This is a genomic window from Rossellomorea sp. GCM10028870, from assembly GCF_042666755.1.
Classification (GTDB): domain Bacteria; phylum Bacillota; class Bacilli; order Bacillales; family Bacillaceae_B; genus Rossellomorea.
Map to the genome: position 1 here is coordinate 1,151,118 of NZ_JBHTGN010000001.1, position 19,438 is coordinate 1,170,555.

Here is a 19,438-nt window from a genome sequence, read left to right on the forward strand (position 1 = left end):
TTACTTTGTGACCGCTACTTCGTCATGATCCTTGGTGATTTCATTGTCATACAGATGACAAGCTACATAGTGCTTTTCTTCTACTTCCTTCCATTGAGGTTTATAGCTGGCGCACGCTTCCATGGCTACAGGACAACGGGTCCTGAATACACAGCCACTTGGTGGATTGATCGGACTGGGGATCTCCCCTTGAATGATCATTCGTTCACGCTCGTCCTCTACATCGGGATCAGGAATGGGGATAGCTGAAAGTAAGGCTTGGGTATAAGGGTGAAGAGGCTTTTTATAAAGCTCTTTACTCTCTGTTAATTCAACCATATGTCCCAGATACATCACTCCGATACGGTTACTAATATGCTTTACCATGGAAAGATCATGAGCAATGAATAAAAATGTCAGACCCTTTTCTTTTTGAAGTTTTTTCAATAGATTTACGATCTGAGCTTGTACGGAAACATCCAGTGCAGAAATCGGTTCATCGGCGATTATGAAGTCTGGATTAAGGGCCAGTGCCCGAGCTATGCCAATACGCTGGCGCTGTCCGCCACTAAATTCGTGGGGATAGCGATTAGCATGATCCCTATTCAGTCCGACATCTTCCAGCAGCTGATAAATACGTTCCAGCTGTTCTTTTTTATCCCGGTATAAATTATGGGCCTCCATCGGTTCTGCAATAATTTCACGCACCGTTGAACGGGGGTTAAGAGAAGCGTATGGATCCTGAAAAATCATCTGCATGTTTCGATAAAAGGATAGCTTTTCCTTTTCAGAGAGTGTATGAACGTTCTTCCCGTCATACAGGACTTCTCCTTCTGTCCTGTCATACAATCCGATGATTGTACGGCCTGTAGTCGACTTCCCACAACCAGATTCCCCTACTAATCCGAATGTCTCACCTTTATAAATATCAAATGAAATACGGTCTACTGCCTTTAAGGTTTTACCTTTTTCAAGCTGAAAGTATTTTTTCAATTCCTTTACTTCTAATAGTTTGTGATTCGTCATGATGATTCCTCCGTTTCCCCCCAGTAGCGTCTTGCAATACATAATTCTTTCTCGTAGTAGGTTCCTTTCAGTGAGAGAATTTCAATGGTTTTCCCAGTATTGGGAGAGTGGATCATTTGTCCGTCACCATGATAGATCCCAACGTGATGAATGCTTCCCTTACCTTCTTCATATGCAAAAAATAAGAGATCACCAGGCTCTAATTGATCCAGTTCTACTTCTTTTCCCTCTTTTGCCTGGTCATTTGCATCACGGGGAATCAGATAACCATTTGCCTTGCACATGGTATAGCTGAACCCTGAGCAATCAAACCCATAGCTGGTCATCCCTCCCCATAAATAAGGAAGATGAAGAAAGGCTTCTCCTGAAGTGACGATGTCTTGGCCGCTCCCCTTTTGATCGTTTAGCTTCGTGGATGAGATGAATACATCTTTCTGCTTTACGAAGCGTGTGCCTATCGGAGTGGCCACTTCAATAACGTGATCATGCTCTTTCACAACGGGTAAAACCGTTTGAAAACTGAGTTCCATCTCGATCTCGTTCTTTCCATTGATTAAATCCGTAAATTTGCTTTTGACGATGGCATATGTATCCGTTTGAGGCAGCTCTCCTTGTGAAAGTTGAACACTTGGAACCCAACCGGGGTATCCTCGACTGTCTTTTGATGAGGCTTGGTCTGGAATGATCACATGGGACCAACCGTTACTCTCTTCCATCACCAATACTTCTTGGCCGAATAATGCTTGAGATTGTATACGGTTTTCATCGCACAGAGCCAACCGGGTTTCATGTGTTAAGGAATCTAACCATTCGTTGATTTTAACAGGATTGGAAATGGCTGGTGAATCCAAATCACGGGCTGAATCCTTAGATGTCCATACGGTTGATACGGGTACTGCTATTAGTGCTTTTGTCGTCATATTAATTCCCCCTGGTATTCAATTAAACTAGTACTCTCTCTATCCCTAATCCGGGTTGGGTGGGCAATGTGATCATCCGACCGTTATATTCAATGCCACCCGTGACAATATCTTTTGCCAACATAAGAGGGGCGTCGAAATCAAATCGGGTCACGTTTCTCTTGCTTGCTGCAAAATGAGCTGCGGCCGTAATCCCGAGGCGCGTTTCAATCATGCTCCCTACCATACATTCGACACCACAAACCTCCGCGAGATCGTTAATTTTCTGAGCGTAATAAATGCCCCCGGCTTTCATGAGTTTGATATTGATCAGGTCTGCACTGCGGGTTTTTAACACCTCAAATGCTTGATATGGAGTAAAAACACTCTCATCTGCCATAATCAGTGTATCCACTCCATCAGTGACTCTCTTCAGCCCTTCAATGTCATGAGCAGGTACAGGCTGTTCGACTAATTCAATATTGAGATCAAGGTCCTCCATTTTACGAATCGCTTTGACAGCAGCTTTCGATTCCCATCCTTGATTAGCATCCAGTCGAATTTTGATATCGTACCCGATTCGTTGACGGATTTCATGAATTCTTTTAATATCTGTCTCTATATCATCTTTTCCCACTTTTACCTTCAGTACGTTAAATCCTTGCTTCACATATGCTTCAGCATCCTCACCCATTTCCTTTGGGCTATTAACGCTCACAGTATAATCGGTCTCCAGCTCTTGACGGTACCCGCCAAGAAATTGATAGAGTGGAAGATTGCAGTACTGTGAAAGGCAATCATATAAGGCCATATCCACAGCAGCCTTTGCGCTTGAATTCCGGACAAGTAATGAATGTAATTGTTGAAAAAGCTGTTCATAATTTAAGAGACTCTTATCTATGATGGCCGGCTTGATCACTTGTTGTATGGCCCATTCAATGCTTGATAAGCTGTCCCCTGTAATCACGACTGTCGGGGGTGCTTCTCCCCATCCAACTGTCCCGTCGTCACACGTTATTTTCACGACGATGGCTTCTGCCACTTCAACGGTTCGTAAAGCAGTTTTAAAAGGGGTATGTAAAGGGACGGCCGTTCTGAATGTTTCCACTCGATTTATCTTCATTTATTCTCATCCTCCCTTATACCCGTTTCGACTATGAATGTTTGGTCATACGTGTTCATTCTTCCTATGCTCCCAATAGGGATGGCTATACTTGGAGAGGAATGTCCGATCTTAAATCCTTTTAGTACGGGCTTACCTGCATCTGAAATATGTTCTTTGAGCACCTCATCGAGAGTCAGGGATTGTTCGCGTTTTTCCGGCACACAGTTTTTGAAATCCCCGATGATGATACCAGATGCATCATGGAATTTCCCCGCCATCTTTAGCTGATTCATCATCCTGTCCACTTTATAAGGTTCTTCATCAATATCCTCGATAAATAGAATCTTACCTTTTGTATCCACTTCAAAAGGAGTTCCTAATGTGCTTACTAATAAGGTAAGGTTCCCACCGATTACAGGACCGCTTGCTATGCCTTCTACAACTGTTTCTAAAGGGGATAGCTTGTTTGTATACTCGATGTCTTTCGCATGAAACAACTGTTCAAAAGACTTCTTCGTTAAGTTATGAACATCCGAAAGGCCAATATCAGAACTTAACATGGGCCCATGAAATGTCACGATTCCAGTTTGTTGATGAATAGCTGTATGTAAAAAAGTGATATCACTATATCCCCAAAAGATCTTGGGGTTTTCCCCTATCAAGTTGTAATCCAATCGGGATGCGATCCGTCCTGTACCGAAACCGCCACATGCACAAATGACAGCTTTAACGTCACTGTCTTTGAACATCATATGTATATCTTCTATCCGCTCTTGATCATAACCTGCCAGGTACCCATATTTCTTATGGACAGATTTCCCCAGTTTTATTTTCAAACCTAATTCTTCAAGAAATGATAAGGCTTTTTTTAATGGTTCAGGTTTCGGAGGGCTTGCAGGAGCAATGACTCCTATTGTATCTCCTACTTTGAGTTTTGAAGCTTTTATCACCATACATTACCCCTTTCGTAGAAAAAGAGGGAGCAAACGCAAGGCTTCAAATAGCCTTGCGTCTTCTCCACTCACTAGTAGTTCAAGCACTTATTTCTTGTCTGCCCATTTTAATTCCATGTATCCAACTGGATGACGAACGATACCGGACACATCTTCATTTTGTAAGTACACGTGGTTGTAGAAGTGAATTGGAATGATCGGCATTTCATCCATTAGGATTTTCTCTGCTTCATACATTAATTCGAAGCGCTTCGCTTCATCCGCTTCATTCATGGCTTCTTTTATTAAGCTGTCAAACTTTTCGTTACTCCAGCCTGTTCGGTTCATAGAGTGGCCAGTTTGGAAGTTCTCTAGGAAGTTGATCGGGTCTGCGTAATCTGCCAGGAATGAGCTTCGTGATAATTGGAACTTCAATGCTTTTTGCTCATCCTGGAATACGTTCCATTCCATATTGGCTAATTTCACGTCAACCTCCAAGTTTTCCTTGAACATTTGTTGAAGGGCTTCAGCGATTTTCTGATGTGTATCACTAGTGCTGTACGTTAAGGTTACTTCAGGAAGCTTATCGTATCCTTCTTCTTCCATTCCTTTTTTCAGAAGGGCTTTCGCTTCTTCGATATCTGTTTTCACTAAATCTCCATTTGCTTCCCGGAAGTCTTTTCCAGAAGGATCTTTGAACCCTTTTGATACGAAGCCGTAAGCCGCTTTTTCCTTATTCTTTGTTACAAAGTCGACCATCTGCTGTTGATCTACCGCCATAGAGAATGCTTTACGGATATTTTGATTTTGGAAAGGTTCTTTTTCTAAATTGAAACGGTAGAAGTAGGTTCCTGCTTGATCCTCTACATTCACTTTCCCTTCTTCGAATAACTGTTTACTTAAATCAGCCGGTACGTCTGCAGTATCCAGCTCACCCGTTTTGAATAATTGATAATCAGTGTTTGTATCGTTCACCATTGCCCAGTGTACTTTATCCAATTTCACTGAATCTTTATCCCAATATTGATCGTTCTTCTCCATAACAAAGTGGCTGTCATGCTCCCATTCAGTTAATTTAAAAGGGCCATTTGCAACGAATGTATCAGCTTCTGCAAACCACTCAGGATTTTCAGTAGCAACCTTCTCATTGATTGGGAAGAACGCTGGATTCGCAATGACGCTTAAGAAATACGCTTGTGGACTAGTTAGAGTGACCTCAAATGTTTTCTCGTCCTTCGCTGCTACCTTCACTTCATCTGCTGAACCTGTACCTGTATTGAAGGCTTCTCCACCTTCAATGAAATAACCCAAGAAGGCAGCCGGTGATCCCGTTTCCGGATTCAACAGACGTTTCCAAGCAAAAACGAAGTCTCCAGCTGTTACATCATCCCCGTTTGACCATTTAGCATTATCACGAATGTGAAATGTATATACCTTTCCGTCTTCAGACACGTCCCATTTTTCTGCCATTGCCGCTTCGGGTTCATGATTAGCGTTTAAGCGCGTCATCCCTTCCATCAAGTTGTTTAATGCTGTCCATGAATAGGAATCAAACCCTATTGGCGGATCAAAGGATGTTGGTTCAGCACCATTGTTAAGGTTCAGCACCTTTCCTGCCTTTTCTTTCTTGCTGTCTCCATTGCTTGACTCACTGCCTGCATCCTTCGTTGCTGTACAAGCTGCCAATACAAACAAGAGCATTCCCACTAAAAAAATTGATAATAACTTTTTCATGATCTTCCCCCTCTTATTTTATTTATCTAACAAACAATTAGCCTAGCTGATGGTTAAGCTAATCGATGAAAGCATCGCTTTTTTGGCTCGTTTATCCTGAAGCCAGCAGTCGACATGGTGACTGTTTGATAGCTGCGTTTTCATGGGATACACACGGTCGCACACTTCCATCGCTTTTTCACACCTTGGAACGAAAGGACATCCAGTTGGCGGTGAAAATAAATCAGGAGGTGAACCGGGTATCGGAATCAGATCTTCCCCATCAAGGTCAAGCCTTGGAACTGATTTCAGCAACCCTTGTGTATACGGATGCTGAGGGTGATAGAAAATCTCTCTTCTGCTTCCTTCCTCAACAATTTTCCCGGCATACATAACGGCGATCCGATCAGCAACTTGAGCTACTACACCCAAGTCATGGGTAATCAAAATAATCGAGACTCCTGTTTTCTGCTGGATTTCTTTGAATAATTCCAAAATCTGCGCCTGAATGGTAACATCGAGAGCGGTGGTTGGCTCATCGGCTATTAACACGTCTGGTTCGCATACGAGTGACATGGCAATAACGATTCGCTGCCTCATCCCACCACTAAATTGATGGGGATATTGCTTTAATCGTTCTTCCGGGTTTGGAATACTAACTAGTGTCAGCATCTCAATCGCTCTTTGTTTGGCCTGTTTCTTGGAAACATCGTTATGCTGCAGGATTCCTTCTATAATTTGCTCCCCGATTGTAAGGGTCGGGTTCAGAGCCGTCATGGGGTCCTGAAAGATCATGGAAATGTCAGCGCCCCGTATTTTTCTCATTTGTGGCTCAGTCAGGTTCAAAAGGTCTGTTCCTTTGAATAGAATCTTTCCGTTCGTCACCTTTCCTGGAGGGTTAGGAATCAATCGCATAATGCTTTGAGACGTTACACTCTTTCCGCATCCGGATTCGCCGACAATGGCAAGCGTTTCCCCCTTATGTAAATCAAAGCTCACTCCCCGAACCGCTTTGACTTCTCCCCCATATGTCGAGAAATGTACATGGAGATCTTGTACGGATAATACTTGATTCATGATGATTACCTCCTTAGCTTCGGATCAAGCGCATCTTGTAGACCGTCACCTAAAACGTTGAATGAAAACATAGTTAGTGAAATAAATAAAGCCGGGAAGAATAAACGCCACCAATAGCCTGATAGAATCGTAGATAAACCGTCATTAGCCATGACTCCCCAACTGGCATACGGAGCTTGAATTCCCAATCCCAGGAAGCTTAGGAATGCTTCCGCAAAAATAGCACTCGGTACAGTCAGTGTCATCTGAACGATAATAGGTCCCATCGTATTAGGCAGTAGATTCTTACGAATGATCCGTGCCGTCTTTGTTCCAAACGTTTTAGAAGCAAGAATAAATTCATAGTTTTTGATTTGGAGCACCTGGCCCCTTACAATCCGGGCCATACCAATCCAGCCCGTTACGGTTAATGCAACGATAATTGTGAGCAGGCCAGGCCCCATCACGACCATTAATAAAATCACAACTAAAAGGTAAGGTAATCCATATAGAATTTCTACAATTCGCATCATAACGTTATCGGTTTTACCACCCTTGTAACCTGCTATGCCCCCATATACAATCCCGATAACAAAATCAATGAGTGCTGCCATAAAGCCTACAAACAACGATATGCGTGCACCGTACCACGTACGGGTAAATACATCTCTTCCCATATCGTCAGTACCAAACCAGTGATCACCGGAAGGCGGCAGGTTTTGGTTCGAAAGTGTTTGCTTCGTTACGTCATGGGGTGAAATAATGGGGCCAATGACGGCCATCACAATTAATCCTATTAAAAAAACAAAGCCAAGCATTGCCAGCTTATTTTTCACAAGACGCTTCCACGCATCCTGCCAATAGGAAAGACTAGGTCTGACCACCGCTTCCGCATCATCTTTATTTCTCTTCTTCGGTGTAAACCACTCATCCAGCACGTCTGGAGTCACGTTTGTCTCTTGGTGATTTGGAACTCCCATTATTTCGCCTCCTTCTTATGTAACTTAATACGGGGATCAAGGAAACCATAAGCTAAATCTACTAAAAACAGCATGAGTATGAGAAATGCACTATAAAATACAGTGGTCCCCATAATGACAGGATAATCACGCTGATTAATGCTCTCCACGAAATACTTTCCCATTCCCGGAATCGCAAATATTTGTTCAATCACGAATGTACCAGTTAATATTCCTGCTGCCAGAGTACCCAGTACGGTTACAACCGGCAGTAAGGCATTTCTCAATGCATGCTTAAACACAATCTTGATTGGTGACAACCCTTTGGCACGGGCTGTTCGAATATAATCCTGGGTTAACACTTCCAGCATGCTTGAACGAGTCAGACGGGCAATGATCGCCATTGGCCCTGTTGCTAATGCCAAGGTCGGAAGAACCATGTGACGCCAGCTCGTCCACGTTGCTACTGGAAGTATTCCCCAGTTTACAGCCACTTGTTGAATAAGCAACGTGGCCATCACAAAGTTTGGAATGGAAATCCCAAGTACGGCAAACGTCATAGCCATATAATCGATTATTCCGTTATGTCTAAGGGCAGCCAATATCCCCAGAATGACCCCGGAAACCACAGCGATTATGAGAGTAATCATCCCTAATTCAAAGGAAATCGGAAATCCCCTGCCCAACAAATCATTCACGGTTTGAGATGGCTGTGTAATAGATGGACCAAAGTCTAAAGAAACAAGAGACTTTAAATAGAGAAGATATTGGACCATTAACGGTTCATTCAAATGATAATGAGCTTCTAAATTCTGCTGGACTATCTCACTTGTATTTCGCTCTTCATTAAACGGTGACCCTGGTATGGCATGCATTAAGAAAAATGTTAATGTCACAATCAGCCATAACGTAATTACCATGGCCAGTAGCCTTTTTAACAAATATGTACCCATTGATCTCACACTTTCTAACAGAATGTTGTTCGCATCGCCAGTTCAGTCATTACAAGCATGGCTCTATAGGCTTCCAGAATATCTTTCGCCTCAAATCGTACAGTCGTTGTGCCTGCTTCTAGTTCTGTCCCTGGCATGAGGCTTGCCCACTCCGCTTGTCCATAGTTCGCAAATTCAATGCGCAAAGTTGGATGTTCAGGAGGAGTGAGAGGTTTTACATTTTTTTTATTATGTATAGCTTCTTCGGTTTTCTTTTTTAATAGTTGAGACGATTTCATGGGAGTAAGGCTTTTCGCCACAGAACGGGAAATCGTTTCCTTTACAACGGCGGTCGTAACATTAGGTATCAATGCTTCTGCCTCAAGTGCTGCCTGATCATCTCCGGCAACCATTAACACCGGGACCCCATGAAACCCTGCAACATAGGCATTAAAGCCCAGTTCTCCCACAGCAATATCATTAATATACATATTGCGAACTCCAAAGATCATCGAATGAGACATCACCCCTTTCATGGACGCCCGCGCATGATAACCCACAAAAAAAGCCCCATCATACGTAGAATCCAGTCCTTGAACCATTGAATATGGTTTCACACCGCCGGATATCAACTTTGTTTCAGGGTGCAGCTTTTCAATTAACAGATTGTTCATTTGTGAATGGCTATCATTAACCAGTACTTCGGCGCAGCCTGCCTCAAAGGCAGCAGATACCACCGTATTCGCCTCATCCGTCATAATGATTCTCCCGCGCTCATAATTATGCTTGCTTGAATCTACATGAGTATGATCAACTAAGCCTGTAATCCCTTCCATATCCACCGATATATATAAATTCATATAGTGTCCCCCCTTTCCTAGGAAATATTTATTAAATTTTCTTAATATTATAATTATTAATTCGCCTAATTACAACAATTTTTTGAATAAAAAGGAATTTATTCCTATTTTAATAAAAATAAGGTAGATAGGACTATGTTTATTTTCGCTCAAAAGAATTTTCCACCATTTCCAATCAAGAAATAGTTATTTAGAATCATCAAATCTTATCAGAAACCAAAAATGCGATGGATTTTATAATCGAAATCACACCGCACTCTTTAGTTTATGTACATGTCATAAATCATTGGGTTTGAGAGTAAGGAGAAGGATAAATGACCCATGATCATTATATAAATATATTTCCAATGGCTTAGTCGATTTTAGGAAAATGAAAGTCTCGTTATGATTTTTTGTATGTTTGGTATGTTCTTTTGTAGATACATTGTTTTCCTCTGATTGATGATAGCGAGGTTCTAATTACGGTTCGCTGATGAAATGAAATTCCGCTGATATATTTACTATTTCGATAATAAACGAATTATCTCTCCTCTCAAATTCACCATGTTCATCCCTCTTTAACCTTTCATAAGAAAAAGACCTGGAGGAATCATTTCTCCAGGTCTTTATCACTGTTAATGTATATTAGCTTATTTTATTCAAAAGTTTTTCTGAGTGCTGAGAGCCCATCTCTGCCACTAAATCCAGTAATTCTGCTTTCGTTGTCTCATCTAGGCCTTTATAAATAAGGAAAGCTTGCGTTGCATCAGAAGTAATTAACTTTCTGTATAACTTTGAGATTCTTTTACTCCTGTGGGTGTCCATTAGATCCTCCTCTATAAATCCTTTCTGTTATTATAATAAATATAGGCTAGTTTTTTCAATATATTCTTCAAAAATTAATTATGTAACAAAAATGATTCAATTATTTTACAGGGTTACTAATGGTAAACCTTGGAGGAGAAAATAATTTTCTTAGACCTTTACACGTATGTGATTATCTATAAGATAAATCAGGTGATAACTTTCCAAACTCAAGTGCTTCGAGAATGATCTCCTCAGAGAAACCTGTATACTGAGAAAGTATTTGGATCGTAATTTTCTGAGATTTACGAGAAGCTTGCTTTTTTGCCATATGTGTCTGATACAAAACAATGGAATATTTGTCATGTATATTGAGCAACGATCGTCACAGCTCCTATTATTCTCTCCTCACAAGGTTGCGGGTAAAGGCTACTTACTATTTACCCAAAGATCTTTTTTAAAAACGTATCCTGAGAAGTAATCATTTGCGGATTGCTCCGTTGGCTTATTCCCGGATTGAAATGCTCATGGGAGATTTATACGTTTTTAAGTGAGGTATCTGCTGTTTGTCCTAATATATGATTATCGGCGAATTCATACTGTTTATACTCCCCATTATTAGATGAGAGCTTCAGAATATTGCGATCCTCTGGAACTCCTTTAAAATAAGCCCCAATACACCCAGTCGTACAACGATGACCAGAGATCAAGATATTCTTCTCACTTTCTCCATGATTCACCTGTAGTTCAGACATAAATGAAAATACTCTCTGCATGTATTGATCCGTTTGTTCAACACCATTATAGATTCGAGGATCAGGGAGAACCCCAGCCATTTTCACTTCACCTTTTTGCAGTCCATCCGCTTCTCCCAGATCATACACATCCAATCTTAAATCAACCGTAGCTTTCATCCCGGTGGTAATTTCAGCGGTTTGGATGGCTCTTTCTTGAGGTGAAGAAAAGACGTAATCGAAAGTAATTTGAGATAGTATATGCTTTAGGTTTTCAGCTTGTCTTATACCTTCTTCATTTAAGGGCAGACCGTTTCTTCCTTGTAGTCTGCCCTCTTTGTTTAGATTGGTTTGGCCGTGTCTGATAACATAGATCATATGTCGGTTCCTTTCTAGAGTGGAGTATTTAATGGGTAATATTGTATTATTATCTATATCAAATAAAAATTATTTAGCTTTCCCCCTCTTTTGTCTCTCTATTTGAAGCACAAGAAAAGCTACTCCGACGATTCCAACAATCCCGAACCCTCCCGCAATAAACCCTTGAAAAGAATTTGTGAAGATTGTGAATCCCATGATAAAACTTAAACATACAAAGAGGAGAAGTAACCAATGTGCATATCTAGATATAATATTGTTCATAAAAACCTCCATAACATTTATCAATACATTCATTTTAACATAATATTCCAAAAACCCCCCCAAAAAAATAAGCTACCCAACAGGATAGCTTATTTCACTTACTATAAATTTTCAAGAAACAGACGAACAACATCTGCACCACCTATGACTGTTCCTAATGTACTCCCGAGATTAGCAAGTACAATAATAAGTAAGATGCGGGTTACTTTGTTTCTCCAGAATCCTTTTACACTTAGAACATCTTCAGATAGTGAGTCAAAGTCACCGACATTCGGTCTGCGAAAATATGCTTGTACGAATCCGGCGAACCATCCAGCTGCAAGGAGTGGATTTAATGAAGTGATTGGGGCTGCAACGAAAGCCGTTAATATCGCTAATGGATGTCCTAATCCGATGGCTACACCAAGTGCAGAAAAACCACCGTTCCACAATATCCAACTGATTCCCTGTTGTATCCCTGCATCCGGATTGGAAATGAAGGTATAAGCAATCACAGCAAGAATCATGATGGGAATAGCCCAGCCGATAATCTTTGGCCATTTTGATTTAGCAGGTCGTTCGTTCAGTTTGTCTAAATCATGTTCTTTATAGATTTCCCTTGTGATACCAGGAACATGAGCTGCCCCTAACACGGCAACAACTTTTTCTCCAGGAGCATCTTTTATTTTCTGAGCAAGGTATTGATCACGCTCATCGATTAATGGCGTTTTCAATTTAGGAAACACCTGGGTAAATTCATTTAGCATCGAATCAAGCATATCTTGAGATTTGATTTTCTCGAGTTCTTCTTCTGTAATGGTATCGTTACTGAAGATGCTGTATATGATTTGGGTCATAAGCTTAGCCTTGCCACTGAATCCTACGCTATTCCATATACGGGAAAATGTGATTTGAATATTTCGGTCAGCTAATACAAGCTCGGCGCCGGTTTCTTTCGCTGATTCGATCCCCTGAATCATTTCCTGACCGGGCTTGATCCCGAATTGCTTGGCCATCCGTCTCTGAAATGATCCGATTGCAAGGTTCATAAGAAGCAAAGTTGCTTTTTTGTCTTTAATGACTTGAAAGATGTCTGTGTCTTTCCATTTGTCTCCCTCAACGATTGACTGATACCTCGGTTCATCCAGTTCTACACAAACCGTGTCGGGGTGCTCTGATTCAATTACTTCTTTTACCTGTTCTGCGCTCAAACGCGATACGTGAGCCGTTCCGATGAGAATATATTCTTTCCCATCCATATGTATTCTCGTAATATTCTTTTCGTTTTCTGTCGACATAGGATACCTTCCTTTAATTCCGTTGACTTGCGTATAAATTGAATATACCTCATTATGATAAACTAGTTTTGGCAAAATTTAAATAAATTCTATTTAGATTCGAGAAAGTTATTGATTGTTGAGGTATTTTTATACCATTTGTATGGATTAAAGCTGGAAATTTGGCGTGTTGATATTTATTCGTTCGATTTAACGGCGCTATTTCAATTTTATCGGCGAAATATAAGATATAACGGCGAATTCATTATAAAGGACTTCAAATGTTTCTATTATGAAAAAATCCCATCTAATAGATAGATGAGATCCCTAATTTAATATCAATACCCACTCCTTTTCTCAAACACAGCCTCACTCACAATATCATACATTTTTTCAACACCTTTAGCAGAAGCTTCAAATTGATAGGAGTTTTCAATGTCAATCCCAATATTCAAGGCTTCTTCCGTAGCATCGATGGTGGCTCCAAGAAAAATGAACTCCCAATTGTATCGTTCCTGTTGATGATTAATGAGGTCCTTCACCGTATTGGCCGAAAACTCAACGCTCGCATTTTCCATACCATCGGTTGTGATAACGAAAATGACTTTACCCGGTCGATCAACTTCTTCAAGATTGGATAAGCGATGACCTACTTCGAGAATCGTTTTTCCGATAGCATCCATCAGAGCAGTGCTCCCCCTAACATAATATTCCTCTTGTGTGAGCCTTACCTTATCACCCTCCATTCCACTCCATAATTGCTCAACCTTATCATCAAAAAGAACGGTAGTAACGAGGGTTTGACCCGGTAATTGACTCTGCTTTTCAATAAAAGAGTTATATCCTCCAATCGTATCACTTTCAAGGCCACTCATTGATCCGCTTCTGTCTAACAGGAATATAATTTCAGTAGAGTCAGTATTCATTTTTTTCCATCCTCTCTTATTGTTTCTGATATAATCATAAACACGAATAGTAAGAAATGGGTCGCCTCGTAAGCGACATTTTGGAGGTGAACGGATGCTTAATGAAAAGATTTTGCAGGAACTTCATGATTTCGTGGAAACAAATAGAGAAATACGGATATATGATATACAAAAAGAAGAACACTTCTTAAGTGATAAGATTTATTCCAGTGAGCTGGAAGATTTTATTGAGCTGCATCAATCAACGTCTTTTTCAGAGAGGTTGTTTCAGCACATCGATGGCAAGGGTCAGACAGATGCTTCCATCTACAAAAAAGCAGGAGTCGACCGCAAGCACTTTTCGAAAATCAGATCGATCCCTGATTACAAGCCGAGTAAACGGACAGTGGTAGCCCTGTGTCTCTCTCTTGAACTGTCGGAGGAAGAAACATTTGATATGTTGAGTGCCGCCGGTTTCACCCTTTCAGACAGCGACCGATTCGATCTCGTGATTCAGTTTTGTTTAGAGAAGAAAATCTATGACATCGATGACGTGAATCAGGCACTGTATTCCCTTAAGTTAAAACCACTATAAAAAAGTAGAGTGCTAGAAAAGGCACTCTACTTCTACTAATATTTCTTTTCGATTTTTTCTTGTAATGTTTCGATTTTTTCTGGAAGAACAAATAAGTATTCAATGAGGCCTTCTAATAATTCCATCAATAAGCCGGCTGTTTCATCGTCAATTTCTCTCTCCAATTCAAGCATTTCATAAAAGGGAGAGTTTGGATGAACAAGGTGACTCAGCGCCTGGATTGGCTTTGTAAGGTCGACATTTTTGGGTAACTGATCGAATTGTTCCGATAAGGATTGCCCGTTTACTTTGTCCCCATTAAAATTCTTCAGAACACTCTCGAGGACACGCTTAGACATGACGGCTGTAGCAGAGTTATCCTTCGACTGGCTGACATTTAATGCGGATCGAAATGATCGGACGAGGTCTTGTGGAATGCGTTTGTTTCCTTGAATCTGATCCAACGGTCCGTTCGTTGCCAGGGGATCATAAATATAAAGGCCAGCTTCCTCTCTCCGATTGAGCGAGTCATCATTAAGCATAATAACGAATAGAGCAGGTTTCTTACATTCTGAACAATTTGCATCTGCAAACAATCCTGTTTTGTTCACTTGATAAAAATTGGCCTTCAGAAGAAATTCACTTGTCTTAGAACAGCTTGGACATTGACTTTTGACTTTCTTAGGAACTTTTTGGTAACCATACTGAATATGAGACAGTACAGAACCTGGTAATATTTCTCTCATTTGAACCTCCTAAAAAACGCGCCTTATGCATTTTAACTATTCGGAAAATTTAAGATAAATATAAAAACGCTTTCCTTATATCAAAATTATACCTTTGCTAGAAATGATTACAAGGTTTAATATTTGGAAAATAGGATTTGTGAAATTGGGACTATGGAGAGTTTATAAGTAGTAACAGAAATGGAAAATGTTTATTTTTTCAATTCTCCAATTGTTTTTCCTACTTGACTTACGATGGATTCAAGCAGATCTTTAGTAGATATATCCCTGCTAAGCCTTGGGCTTTGTCCAGACCACAAGGACATGAATTCTGGATTTCCTTGTTTCCCAGCTTCCTTTCTCATTTTTTTCGTTAACGCATTTTGTATGGGGTACGGAGGTAATAGGCTCTCGAATTCCTGCATTTCCCTAGTAAATCTATTTTCGATCCCTCGAGCAGGTTTCCCGCTAAAGGCAGCTGTGATGACCGTATGGGTTTCTGATGATTCTAAAACAACCCTTTTATGAATAGCCCCAGCCCCACTCTCTTTACATGTAAGAAAAGCAGTTCCCATTTGGACTCCTTTTGCCCCTAAAGCAAGTGCTGCAATAACGCCTCTTCCATCCATAATCCCTCCTGCAGCTATCACAGGTATGCTTGCGGCATCCACCACTTGGGGAACAAGAGAAAAGGTACCGATCATTGAGTGTTCACATGAGCCTAGAAACGTGCCTCGATGCCCACCAGCTTCACTCCCTTGAGCGACAACGATGTCTACTCCGCTCTCTTCATTGATCACTGCCTCTTCAACAGTCGTCGCGGTGCCGATCACGATGGTTCCTTCCTTTTTTAACTCTAACACAAGTTCTTTAGATGGGGCGCCGAACGTGAAGCTGCAAACAGGTACCTTTTCATTGAAAATGACTTCTAGCTGCTTTTCAAAATCGATTTGCATCTCTGAAAATGAGCTGTTGTCCGTTAGGTGTAATTCCTTTTTAAAAGGCTCTATTAATCTTTGGGCGTTGGTAATTTGTTCATCATTGACTATCGGTGATTCAGGTATGAATAAGTTCACCCCAAAAGGCTGATTCGTATGATCTTTTATTTCTTTGATCGCTAGTCTCATATCATCAGCGGACATATATCCTGCTCCCAAGGTTCCTAATCCTCCCGAGTTTGAGACGGCAGATACCAGATTTGTAGTAGTGACTCCACCAGCCATTCCTGCTTGGATGATGGGATAGTGAGTGCCCAGAATTTTAGAAACGCTGTTTTGATTCCACATGGTTTCCACTCCTTATTCTTGTAATACATAAAATTGAAGCATAAATAAATTATGTCAAATTGATCCTTCATGTACAATTGATTTCTCTCTTTCTTTCTTCTATAGAAAGAGGCGGCAATGAATGCCGCCTTACAATAAATAGTGATGTTTTTTCATTAAGCAGATCTTCTTTCTAACCCACGCAAACAAGCAGTTAGCAGCACGGCTCCTAAAACCATGATGCTTCCGATCCATGGAGTGTGGATGAGCCCGATCCCGTCTACAATAATTCCACCCACGAATAGCTCTGAGCGCTTTTTAGTCTTTTTTAAATGAAGTAAACTTTAACACAATTTTCATGAATTCCTCATAGGAGGTGAAATGCTTGTTCCAGGAGTTATACCATTTTCGAATCGTTTCAAGTAACCAAAATGGAACGGCTTTTCCGTCTATGAGGTTGTAATGATCCTCATATGCTTTCTTTAGATGCTCCCATCTGAAATCATTTCCAGGGAGGACGTACTCTGACACATCTATAATTTTCGCTCTTCCATTTTGAAGCAATATATTCTTTAAATGGATATCACGGGGATTCAAACCTTGATCACGAACATATTTTCTAGCATCCTCCACGTCTTGAACTGCTTGTTTTGGAATATGAATTCCTTGGAGCAGACAATCGAATAAAGTTGGCCCTTGTTCGTAACTTAGAACGAGAAACTTGTCATAAGCTGCATAGCATGTAGAGAAGTATGGGGAACCTCCAATTGCATTATACACTTTTTCTTCTATTTTAATTTTCGATCCTTTATCCTCGGCGTACAGTTTAAATGCATAATCTGGAGCATAGATGGATTGAAAGACCGCTGCATCCGTCCCGACACCGATGCATCTTAGACTATCATCGCCACCGTGGATCGTGACAGGTTCATTATTAAGATTGGAAGATACGGTAACTTGAGATAGAGATGGTATGGCTGCTTCCCATATATTATCCATATGTTCTCCCTTCGTTAAGTTGAACTCTATTAAAGGTATGATTGGAATCGATACCTTATTCAGAATAATATAGCACCTACTAAGCCATGATATCAATTTTGCACCTTCATAATTTGCTAGAAATTTTAGACAGCTGTATGTAATGGCAGAGATTCATCATTACAGTTAACTTTTGTTAGAAGCTTGTAGGTGGCCAAAATCACGCCTCCCATACATTACATTAACCTACTTTCGCAGCATCAGCCTGTTGTTTCAACTCCACACCTTCTTTTCTTCTATCCAATTCAGGTGAAATGATCTTTAATATGAGTGTCCCGACAAGACCGATTGCAAGGATGATTCCCGCCATGATGCTTGATGGTAGTATTGCACCAAGCGTGACCGTCACAGAGGCAATCAGCATGGATAAGTTAAACTTCAATCCATTGAAGGCCATATAAGAACTACGGGCATCGTCAGGTGGAATGGCAGCCATATAAGATTGTTCGACAGGCACTCGGAATACTTCTCCAATCGTTAGAATGCTCATCATCAGGAACAGGATAAATAAATTATTGGAATAAGCGAGAGAAGCATACCCAACCGTGAATAGGAAGCAGCTCCAAACTAAAACAGTTTTGTCTTGTAACGAGTGTGGGATCCTTGTCACAAACAACATGAGAATTACGACTAGAATCGTATTTTCACTTCTGAGAATTCCCATCGTCTGTACTCCGTCAATTTGCCATAAAAGGAATTGTTGAGAGGGCATTTCTTCGGTTAATCGAATTCCGATATAATTGGTTAGCTGGAACTCCATTGATAGAATAAGAATGCCTGCGATCGTAAAGAGGACAAATAGCTTGTCATGCATTACTTTCCCGTAGTTTGATATTAATTGCTTAACGTGTTGGGGAGGTGTCAGCTCAGAATTCACTGGTGCATAGCTTTCACTAATAAAGAAGGCAACCATTGAAGCGGTTATGGCAGATGCTACACTTAGGGCAAGGAACAGCTCGAACAGGTAATCTTTAAATAAAAAGGCACCAATGATTCCACCGATCGCGATGGACAGGTTATTTGCCCAATACGTAATCGAATACATCAGCTTTCGTTGAGGGGGTGTACTTACATCAATCATCATTGCCTGATTAGCTGGTCCAGCGAGTCCCCAACAAATGCTGTTAATCGTCATCATGCTAAAGGTGATCGGTGCAGATTCAAACCATGGAGAATTACAAACCATCATGGTTAGAAAGGCTAGAAACCTGAGTGTCTCTGCAAATAACATGATCTTCTTCCGACCAAATTGATCTGCAAAGTACCCTCCAAGAAAATTGATTCCTATTCCAACAAACACGTTGATCAGAAGTAGAAGCCCGGCCACCTTCGCTCCAAAGTGAACAGCTAAGTAGATGGACATAAACGGGAAAATCATACTCCCAATAAAACGGCTCATAAATGTTTCAATTATGCGTATTTTTATATTTTTATGGAAATCTCTAAATCTCATACTATTCCTTCTCTCTGTCTATTACACATCTAGTTACTTTATTTATCTAAAAGCTCTGTTAATAAAGTAATTTTCACTCCAAGTGCTTCAAATATGGATCGACAAGTGATGTCACTTACTTTTCCCTTTCCTCCTTCAAGTCTTTTAATCGTTTGAGCACACACGTTTGCTTTCTGAGCTAATTCTTCTTGTGTTAATTGAGATTTCACACGCAGAATTTGAACGATTTCACCCATATGTAATTTGCCAGTATGAGAGTCATCTCTTACAAAACAATTATTAATGGAGTTACACAGTTTCTTTATGTCCTTCATAAGTTGAACCCTCCAACATTTGGTAAAATTATATTTACTAAATATAAAGAAATTTCTACATATTTTCAAGGGAAATCGTATACTTTTCTTATTTTCAATATACGGTTATATCGGAAAGTCTTCATGGTAAGATCGGTTGAAAGTCAAGTACGACTTTTGGATGAGGTGAGTATTATTGAGTTACAGAGAAGAATATATACGTTTTATTAAAAAATAGAAGGGAAAATGAGCCTGGGATAAAACTAAAATCCCACGATGTAAAGCCGAACAACCATGCCTGCTAGATAG

Annotated in this window: 18 protein-coding genes and 1 pseudogene; 1 reads left to right on the plus strand and 18 read right to left on the minus strand. The window is 40.5% G+C overall.

Translation table 11 applies throughout. The features are described from left to right. The 12 genes from ACFQWC_RS06040 to ACFQWC_RS06095 form a co-directional block, all read right to left on the minus strand. Positions 1-1,005, minus strand: coding sequence for an ABC transporter ATP-binding protein (locus tag ACFQWC_RS06040; RefSeq protein ID WP_377106480.1), 1,005 nt, complete (start codon positions 1,003-1,005; stop codon positions 1-3). Next, positions 1,002-1,925 (minus strand): C40 family peptidase, encoded by a 924-nt coding sequence (locus ACFQWC_RS06045; RefSeq protein ID WP_377106482.1) that lies wholly within the window; start codon positions 1,923-1,925, stop codon positions 1,002-1,004. Before ACFQWC_RS06045 ends, ACFQWC_RS06040 begins: the two co-directional genes overlap by 4 nt. Before the next feature lie 22 nt (positions 1,926-1,947). After that, positions 1,948-3,027: a mandelate racemase/muconate lactonizing enzyme family protein gene (locus tag ACFQWC_RS06050; protein WP_377106484.1), complete on the minus strand. Its 1,080-nt coding sequence runs from the start codon at positions 3,025-3,027 to the stop codon at positions 1,948-1,950. Continuing rightward, positions 3,024-3,962: a S66 peptidase family protein gene (locus tag ACFQWC_RS06055; protein WP_377106486.1), complete on the minus strand. Its 939-nt coding sequence runs from the start codon at positions 3,960-3,962 to the stop codon at positions 3,024-3,026. Before ACFQWC_RS06055 ends, ACFQWC_RS06050 begins: the two co-directional genes overlap by 4 nt. A gap of 87 nt (positions 3,963-4,049) precedes the next feature. After that, on the minus strand, positions 4,050-5,675 hold the full coding sequence (locus ACFQWC_RS06060; RefSeq protein WP_377106488.1) for a peptide ABC transporter substrate-binding protein: 1,626 nt from the start codon (positions 5,673-5,675) through the stop codon (positions 4,050-4,052). A gap of 42 nt (positions 5,676-5,717) precedes the next feature. Next, positions 5,718-6,731 (minus strand): ABC transporter ATP-binding protein, encoded by a 1,014-nt coding sequence (locus ACFQWC_RS06065; RefSeq protein WP_341356374.1) that lies wholly within the window; start codon positions 6,729-6,731, stop codon positions 5,718-5,720. 5 nt (positions 6,732-6,736) lie between these two features. Continuing rightward, positions 6,737-7,690 carry an ABC transporter permease gene (locus ACFQWC_RS06070; protein WP_377106491.1) on the minus strand — a complete coding sequence of 318 codons (954 nt, stop codon included), beginning with the start codon at positions 7,688-7,690 and terminating at the stop codon, positions 6,737-6,739. After that, entirely contained in the window at positions 7,690-8,622 is a 933-nt protein-coding gene (locus ACFQWC_RS06075) for an ABC transporter permease (RefSeq protein WP_377106493.1), read from the minus strand. The genes ACFQWC_RS06070 and ACFQWC_RS06075 overlap by 1 nt, the downstream gene beginning before the upstream one ends. A 14-nt stretch (positions 8,623-8,636) precedes the next feature. Beyond that, complete coding sequence (locus ACFQWC_RS06080) at positions 8,637-9,461, minus strand: M55 family metallopeptidase (RefSeq protein WP_299736915.1); 825 nt, start codon at positions 9,459-9,461, stop codon at positions 8,637-8,639. Positions 9,462-10,780: 1,319 nt separating this feature from the next. Continuing rightward, positions 10,781-11,356, minus strand: coding sequence for a histidine phosphatase family protein (locus ACFQWC_RS06085; protein WP_377106495.1), 576 nt, complete (start codon positions 11,354-11,356; stop codon positions 10,781-10,783). A 365-nt stretch (positions 11,357-11,721) separates the two neighbouring features. Continuing rightward, a complete protein-coding gene (locus ACFQWC_RS06090) occupies positions 11,722-12,897 on the minus strand; it encodes a TraB/GumN family protein (protein ID WP_377106497.1) in 1,176 nt (391 codons plus the stop codon). 317 nt (positions 12,898-13,214) lie between these two features. Then, positions 13,215-13,802, minus strand: coding sequence for a vWA domain-containing protein (locus ACFQWC_RS06095; protein WP_299736907.1), 588 nt, complete (start codon positions 13,800-13,802; stop codon positions 13,215-13,217). A gap of 94 nt (positions 13,803-13,896) precedes the next feature. Between ACFQWC_RS06095 and ACFQWC_RS06100 the strand changes: the two genes are divergently transcribed. Beyond that, complete coding sequence (locus ACFQWC_RS06100) at positions 13,897-14,376, plus strand: hypothetical protein (RefSeq protein ID WP_299736905.1); 480 nt, start codon at positions 13,897-13,899, stop codon at positions 14,374-14,376. Between the two features lie 35 nt (positions 14,377-14,411). Here ACFQWC_RS06100 and ACFQWC_RS06105 read toward each other — a convergent pair whose 3' ends face one another. The 6 genes and pseudogenes from ACFQWC_RS06105 to ACFQWC_RS06130 form a co-directional block, all read right to left on the minus strand. Further along, positions 14,412-15,101, minus strand: coding sequence for a hypothetical protein (locus ACFQWC_RS06105; RefSeq protein WP_377106500.1), 690 nt, complete (start codon positions 15,099-15,101; stop codon positions 14,412-14,414). A gap of 191 nt (positions 15,102-15,292) precedes the next feature. Beyond that, positions 15,293-16,366 carry an NAD(P)H-dependent flavin oxidoreductase gene (locus tag ACFQWC_RS06110; protein WP_341357953.1) on the minus strand — a complete coding sequence of 358 codons (1,074 nt, stop codon included), beginning with the start codon at positions 16,364-16,366 and terminating at the stop codon, positions 15,293-15,295. Between the two features lie 155 nt (positions 16,367-16,521). Continuing rightward, positions 16,522-16,647: pseudogene (locus ACFQWC_RS06115) on the minus strand (MFS transporter); the annotation flags it as partial. A 16-nt stretch (positions 16,648-16,663) separates the two neighbouring features. Beyond that, entirely contained in the window at positions 16,664-17,344 is a 681-nt protein-coding gene (locus ACFQWC_RS06120) for a serine/threonine protein kinase (RefSeq protein ID WP_377106502.1), read from the minus strand. Positions 17,345-17,564: 220 nt separating this feature from the next. Continuing rightward, positions 17,565-18,836, minus strand: coding sequence for an MDR family MFS transporter (locus ACFQWC_RS06125; protein WP_377106504.1), 1,272 nt, complete (start codon positions 18,834-18,836; stop codon positions 17,565-17,567). A gap of 38 nt (positions 18,837-18,874) precedes the next feature. Further along, a complete protein-coding gene (locus ACFQWC_RS06130; protein ID WP_377106506.1) occupies positions 18,875-19,150 on the minus strand; it encodes a helix-turn-helix transcriptional regulator in 276 nt (91 codons plus the stop codon). Positions 19,151-19,438 lie beyond the last annotated feature (288 nt).

Excerpts from the sequence above, each read along its gene's own strand:
- ACFQWC_RS06045 (WP_377106482.1), bottom strand. The coding sequence starts at position 1,925 with ATGACGACAAAAGCACTAATAGCAGTACCCGTATCAACCGTATGGACA.
- ACFQWC_RS06100 (WP_299736905.1), top strand. The coding sequence starts at position 13,897 with ATGCTTAATGAAAAGATTTTGCAGGAACTTCATGATTTCGTGGAAACA.
- ACFQWC_RS06040 (WP_377106480.1), bottom strand. The coding sequence starts at position 1,005 with ATGACGAATCACAAACTATTAGAAGTAAAGGAATTGAAAAAATACTTT.
- ACFQWC_RS06120 (WP_377106502.1), bottom strand. The coding sequence starts at position 17,344 with ATGGATAATATATGGGAAGCAGCCATACCATCTCTATCTCAAGTTACC.
- ACFQWC_RS06095 (WP_299736907.1), bottom strand. The coding sequence starts at position 13,802 with ATGAATACTGACTCTACTGAAATTATATTCCTGTTAGACAGAAGCGGA.
- ACFQWC_RS06055 (WP_377106486.1), bottom strand. The coding sequence starts at position 3,962 with ATGGTGATAAAAGCTTCAAAACTCAAAGTAGGAGATACAATAGGAGTC.
- ACFQWC_RS06105 (WP_377106500.1), bottom strand. The coding sequence starts at position 15,101 with ATGAGAGAAATATTACCAGGTTCTGTACTGTCTCATATTCAGTATGGT.
- ACFQWC_RS06085 (WP_377106495.1), bottom strand. The coding sequence starts at position 11,356 with ATGATCTATGTTATCAGACACGGCCAAACCAATCTAAACAAAGAGGGC.
- ACFQWC_RS06130 (WP_377106506.1), bottom strand. The coding sequence starts at position 19,150 with ATGAAGGACATAAAGAAACTGTGTAACTCCATTAATAATTGTTTTGTA.
- ACFQWC_RS06080 (WP_299736915.1), bottom strand. The coding sequence starts at position 9,461 with ATGAATTTATATATATCGGTGGATATGGAAGGGATTACAGGCTTAGTT.
- ACFQWC_RS06070 (WP_377106491.1), bottom strand. The coding sequence starts at position 7,690 with ATGGGAGTTCCAAATCACCAAGAGACAAACGTGACTCCAGACGTGCTG.
- ACFQWC_RS06050 (WP_377106484.1), bottom strand. The coding sequence starts at position 3,027 with ATGAAGATAAATCGAGTGGAAACATTCAGAACGGCCGTCCCTTTACAT.
- ACFQWC_RS06090 (WP_377106497.1), bottom strand. The coding sequence starts at position 12,897 with ATGTCGACAGAAAACGAAAAGAATATTACGAGAATACATATGGATGGG.
- ACFQWC_RS06060 (WP_377106488.1), bottom strand. The coding sequence starts at position 5,675 with ATGAAAAAGTTATTATCAATTTTTTTAGTGGGAATGCTCTTGTTTGTA.
- ACFQWC_RS06125 (WP_377106504.1), bottom strand. The coding sequence starts at position 18,836 with ATGAGATTTAGAGATTTCCATAAAAATATAAAAATACGCATAATTGAA.
- ACFQWC_RS06075 (WP_377106493.1), bottom strand. The coding sequence starts at position 8,622 with ATGGGTACATATTTGTTAAAAAGGCTACTGGCCATGGTAATTACGTTA.
- ACFQWC_RS06065 (WP_341356374.1), bottom strand. The coding sequence starts at position 6,731 with ATGAATCAAGTATTATCCGTACAAGATCTCCATGTACATTTCTCGACA.
- ACFQWC_RS06110 (WP_341357953.1), bottom strand. The coding sequence starts at position 16,366 with ATGTGGAATCAAAACAGCGTTTCTAAAATTCTGGGCACTCACTATCCC.